Annotated in this window: 4 protein-coding genes; 1 reads left to right on the top strand and 3 read right to left on the bottom strand. The window is 72.2% G+C overall.

The features are described from left to right. Positions 1-118: 118 nt before the first annotated feature. Together ABZW03_RS37755 and ABZW03_RS37750 are read right to left on the bottom strand one after the other, a co-directional pair. Positions 119-439: a cation transporter gene (locus ABZW03_RS37755; RefSeq protein ID WP_355268936.1), complete on the bottom strand. Its 321-nt coding sequence runs from the start codon at positions 437-439 to the stop codon at positions 119-121. A 212-nt stretch (positions 440-651) separates the two neighbouring features. Beyond that, on the bottom strand, positions 652-2,238 hold the full coding sequence (locus ABZW03_RS37750) for a serine protease (RefSeq protein ID WP_355268934.1): 1,587 nt from the start codon (positions 2,236-2,238) through the stop codon (positions 652-654). A 105-nt stretch (positions 2,239-2,343) separates the two neighbouring features. Here ABZW03_RS37750 and ABZW03_RS37745 point away from each other — a divergent pair, with 105 nt between their 5' ends. Then, positions 2,344-2,991, top strand: a complete 648-nt coding sequence (locus tag ABZW03_RS37745) for an RNA polymerase sigma factor (protein WP_355268932.1) — start codon at positions 2,344-2,346, stop codon at positions 2,989-2,991. Between the two features lie 34 nt (positions 2,992-3,025). Here the strand turns inward: ABZW03_RS37745 and ABZW03_RS37740 are convergent, their stop codons facing one another. Further along, entirely contained in the window at positions 3,026-4,255 is a 1,230-nt protein-coding gene (locus ABZW03_RS37740) for a transposase (RefSeq protein ID WP_355268931.1), read from the bottom strand. Between the last annotated feature and the right edge of the window lie 317 nt (positions 4,256-4,572).

Raw genomic sequence — 4,572 nt, 5'->3', positions numbered from 1 at the left:
GGTCAAAGCTCGACGGCACGAACCCGCGCGGTGGTCCAACTTCAACGGCACACCGGTCAAGGACCAGTGGCACAGGACGGGCGGGGTGGCCCCGCCCGCCCGGGCCGACGACGGTGGGTCAGACCTCGACGCGGCCGACCAGGTCGTAGCCGGCCTCGTCGATGGCGGCGGCCACGTCGGAGTCGGCGAGCTGCTGGGTGCTGCCGACGGTGACCTTGCCGGAGGCGAGGTCCACGGCGACCTCCTCGACGCCGTCGAGCTTCTTCAGCTCGGCGGTCACCGAGGTGACGCAGTGGCCGCAGGTCATCCCCTTCACCTGGAAGACCGAGGTCAGGGTGGACTCGGCGGCCGGAGCCGAGGCGGCGCCGGTGCCGCACGAGCCGCAGCAGGAGGAGGCCTCGGCGGCGGCGGACTCGATGGTGACGGTGGTCTCGCTCATGGTGTGCTCCTGTCGTGGATGCCCGGCGCCGACCGGACTTCCCGGGCGGCTGCTTCATTTCGAAGATACCATACCCCCCTAGGGTACTGAAGAGCTTCCCGGGCCTCCGTCAACGCCGCACCGTGCCAGGCCTGTTGCCGCCACTCGCACGCCACGGTGCCCGCCTTCTCGGGGAGAGGAGGCGGGCACCGGGCGTCGGTCGTCCGCCGTCGTCACTCGGTGCGGTAGGCGTCGACGACGGTCTGGTCGAGGGTGTTGCCGGCGGTGTCGGTGAGTTCGGCGCGCAGGGAGACGCCGGTACCGGCGGGCGGGTTCTGCAGGGTGACGGCGCCGGCGTCGAGCGGGAGGCGGGTCCACGAGGCGCCGCCGTCGGTGGAGGCCGAGACGGTCAGCGAGCGGATGCGGCCGTCGGCGGCGGCGCCCTGGACGGTGACCGGGATGCGGAGCGGCCGGCCGGCCGGCGCGGTGCCGGTCAGGCCGAGCTCGGGGGAGAAGCGCACGACGCTCACCGGGAGCGCGGTCGGGCCGGTCGTGGTGGCCGAGGGGAAGGTCCAGGACGCGTTCACGCGGGTGCTCGCGCCGACTGCGGCCTTGCGGGTCGCCGTGGTGGCCAGCCGGTACGAGGCCGCGCCCGGCGCCACGGTGAACTCGCCGCGCCCGGGCGTGCCGGAGGCGGCACCGACCAGCACGCCGTCGCGGTACAGCGAGGTGTAGGCGGTCTCGGCCGACGCGGTCCACGGCACGTGGCCGTCGCCGTCGGCGAACAGCGGGACGTCGGCGGTGATCCGGTCGCCGTCGCGCGAGACGGCGGGGCGGTCGGTGAGCGCGGGGCCGAACACCGGGCCGTCGAAGGTGTGGGTGCTCGTGACGCCGGCCTGGACGGCGACGCGGTCGGCGGAGTAGTGGATCGGTGCCGCCTCGTCGGGGCCGGGGACGGTGACGGCGATGTCCCAGGTGCCGCGCTCGGGCGCGACGAGGTAGCTGACGGTGCCCGGGGTCTTCATGACCCGGGGAGCGCCGATGACCGTCCCGGTGCTCGGCAGGATGCTGAAGCGGGCGGTGCCGGTGCTGCCCGGTCCGGCGGCGCCGCGGATGTTCAGGGTGGCCAGCTCCTGCGCGGCGTACTGCCGGGTGAGCCCGGCCAGGGCGCGGGTGCCGGAGAAGGTCTGGCCGAGCAGGTAGCCGCCGCTCTCGGTCACCCAGTGGGCGTCGTACCACTGCTGCACCGCCCCGGCTTCGGCCTCGGGGCCCAGGTGGCCGACACGCAGGTTCGTCGACCGGGTGCCGACGTTGGCGCTCTTGGTGACACCCCCGTGCGTGACCTCGACGTACATCGAGCTCTGCAGGAAGCGCGCGTCGGCGTCCGGGGGCCGGACGTCGACGGGGGCGGTGGTCCGGGCGTCGAAGGTGACGGTGGTGTCCCGGTCCAGGTCGAGCCGCGGCTGGACGATCCAGTCCGTCCAGACCGGGCCGCCCGTCTCCTGGACCGCGGACAGGGTGCTGTCCAGCAGGTACCGGCCCTTGGGCAGCCGCACGGTCGTGACACCGGTGGCGTCCTGCTGCCTGAGGACCTGTTCGACGTCGGCGGCGAAGATCCCGGCGAGGTGGGTGCGGAACTCCCCGGCCGGTCGGCCGGCGCGGTCCAGGTGGTTGATCGTGAGGGTGTACGTCTCCGGTTCCGCGGCGAAGGCCGAGCGGTCGAAGGCGGGAGTCGCGGTGCCGACCAGGGCGACGGCGACGGCCAGGGCGCGGAGGGCGCTGCGGCGGGGAACCGAACGGGGGGCGTGAGTTGCGGTCATGCCCTGTACTGCTCGGACGGGCGGTCGGGTTCCCGCCGGTGGCCTGTGACGCATGTCACCGGAACCCGGGCAACGGACCGGGCAGGGCAGAGTGTGGAAGCACTCATGAGAACGCGTCTTCGCCGCGGCGACCCCGAGGTCCTGGGCGAGCTGTACGACCGGCACGCCCAGGTGCTGTACCGCTACGCCCTGCGCGTGACGGGCGACTGGGCGGAGGCCGAGGACGTCGTCTCGACGACCTTCCTGGAGGCGTGGCGGGGCCGCGAGAAGCTGCACCCCGACGGCGACGGCCTGCGCCCGTGGCTGCTGGGGATCGCGACCAACGTGATGCGCCGCAACGCCCGGGCCCGCCGGCGCCGCGACCTCGCGCTCGCCCGGCTCCCGGAGCGCGGCACCGTCCCGGACTTCGCCGACGACCTGGTCGCGCACCTCGCCGACGTCGAGCACCTGCGGGCCGCCCGCCGCGCGCTCGCCCGGCTGCGGCGCCGGGACCGGGAGGTCTTCACCCTCGTGGTCTGGGCCGGGCTGGACTACGCGAGCGCGGCCGAGGCGCTCGGCACGCCGGTCGGCACCGTCCGCTCGCGGCTGTCCCGGGCCCGGGCCCGGCTGCGCGAGCTGACCGCGGCCGAGGCCGGGGCCGGGGCCGGGGCGCCGGCCAGGACGGAGACCAGGACCCGTTCCGCCGTCACCGCCCGGCCCGCACCGGGCCGCCTTCCCGCGCTCCGGCCGTCGACCCAGGAGGCCCACGGTTGACATCCTCCCCGCCCTGAAGGGGTGGGGATTCCCCTCAGCCTCGCGGCTGAGCCGCTGCGCGTGACGCAACGGTTGGGACGACTTCCTGCTTCACCGACGACTGCCCGCCCGGAGTTCTCCGTTGAGGTCTTACACCGTCTCCACAGGCTGCAACCGCCAGCCCAGCGGCCAGGATGTTCTTCGCCGCGTTCACGTCCCGGTCATGGGTCGTCCCGCAGTCGCACGTCCACTCACGGACGTTCAGCGGCATCGTGCCTTGCAAGGTGCCGCATGCCGAGCACAGCTTGGAGGAGGGGAACCACCGGTCCACGGTGATCACCTCGCGTCCGTACCAGTCGGCTTTGTCCTCCAGCATGGACCGCATCCCGGTCCAGCTCGCGTCCGCGATGGCTCGGGAGAGCTTGCGGTTCTTGAGCATGTTCCTCACAGTCAGGTCCTCGATCACGATCGTTTGGTTCTCACGAACGAGTCGAGTGGTGAGCTTGTGCAGGAAGTCCCTGCGCCGGTCGGCGATCCGGGCGTGGATCCTGCCGACCTTGAGACGGGCCTTCTCCCGGTTGATGCCGTCCCCCTCGGCCTTGCGGGACAGGTCCCGCTGGGCCTTGGCCAGGCGCTGCCGGTCGGCGCGTTCGTGCTTCGGATTGGTGATCTTCTCTCCGGTGGAGAGCGTCACCAGCGCTGTGATCCCGGCATCGATGCCCACCGCGCGGTTGACCGGCGTGGGCATCACGGGCCGGTCCTCGCACAGCAGGGAGACGAACCAGCGTCCCGCGCTGTCCTGCGACACCGTCACCGTGGACGGCGAAGCACCTTCCGGCATCGGCCGCGACCACACGATGTCCAACGGCTCGGCCATCTTCGCCAACGTCAGCCTGCCATCGCGGTACCGGAAGCCGTTGGTGGTGTAATCGGCGGACTTCCGGGACTTCTTCCGGGATTTGAATGTCGGGTACTTCGTCCGCTTCTGCCAGAAGTTGGCGAACGCCCCCTGCAGGTGCCGCAGCGCCTGCTGCAACGGCACACTGGAGACCTCCGAGAGGTAGGCCAGCTCCTCGGTCCTCTTCCACGCCGTCAGCATCGCGGAGGTGGCGTTGTAGCTGACCCGTTCCTGACGGAGCGTCCACGCCTCCGACCGGGCCTGCAACGCCATGTTGTAGACCTTCCGCACGCACCCGAACGTGCGCGACAGCTCGGCCGCCTGCGCACCCGTCGGATAGAAGCGGAACTTGAACGCCCGCTTCACGGGGCTCGTGGTCACGCTCACAAGCTAGCGAGACCACACTTTAGAGCTCAAATCCGCAGGTCAGAGCAGTGCGATCCGCCCTGGCGGCAAATCGCAGCTCCCTGTCCTGCTCCGTAGGGAGTCCAATTCCTCCCCGGCCTGAAGGCCGGGGCCTCCTTGGAGGTTCAGATGAACGCCAGGCCCTACCGGACCGAAGAGACCGACCGGACCGAGCGCCGCGAACTCGCCGCGCTGCTCTCCCCGCCGGCGGTGCCCGACCTCGGCCCGGACCGCCAACGGCTGCTGCGGGAACGCCTGTTGCGCGAGGCCGCGGCAGGTGAGCCGCAGCGGCGGCGTAC

It is taken from the genome of Kitasatospora sp. NPDC004799, from assembly GCF_040609095.1.
Taxonomy (GTDB): Bacteria; Actinomycetota; Actinomycetes; order Streptomycetales; family Streptomycetaceae; genus Kitasatospora.
Note: the sequence above shows the minus strand (reverse complement) of the source record. Positions and strands in the feature narration are given on the sequence as shown.

What these genes read in the sequence shown, in the direction of transcription:
- ABZW03_RS37755 (WP_355268936.1), bottom strand. Translation starts at nt 439, where the DNA reads ATGAGCGAGACCACCGTCACCATCGAGTCCGCCGCCGCCGAGGCCTCC.
- ABZW03_RS37750 (WP_355268934.1), bottom strand. Translation starts at nt 2,238, where the DNA reads ATGACCGCAACTCACGCCCCCCGTTCGGTTCCCCGCCGCAGCGCCCTC.
- ABZW03_RS37745 (WP_355268932.1), top strand. Translation starts at nt 2,344, where the DNA reads ATGAGAACGCGTCTTCGCCGCGGCGACCCCGAGGTCCTGGGCGAGCTG.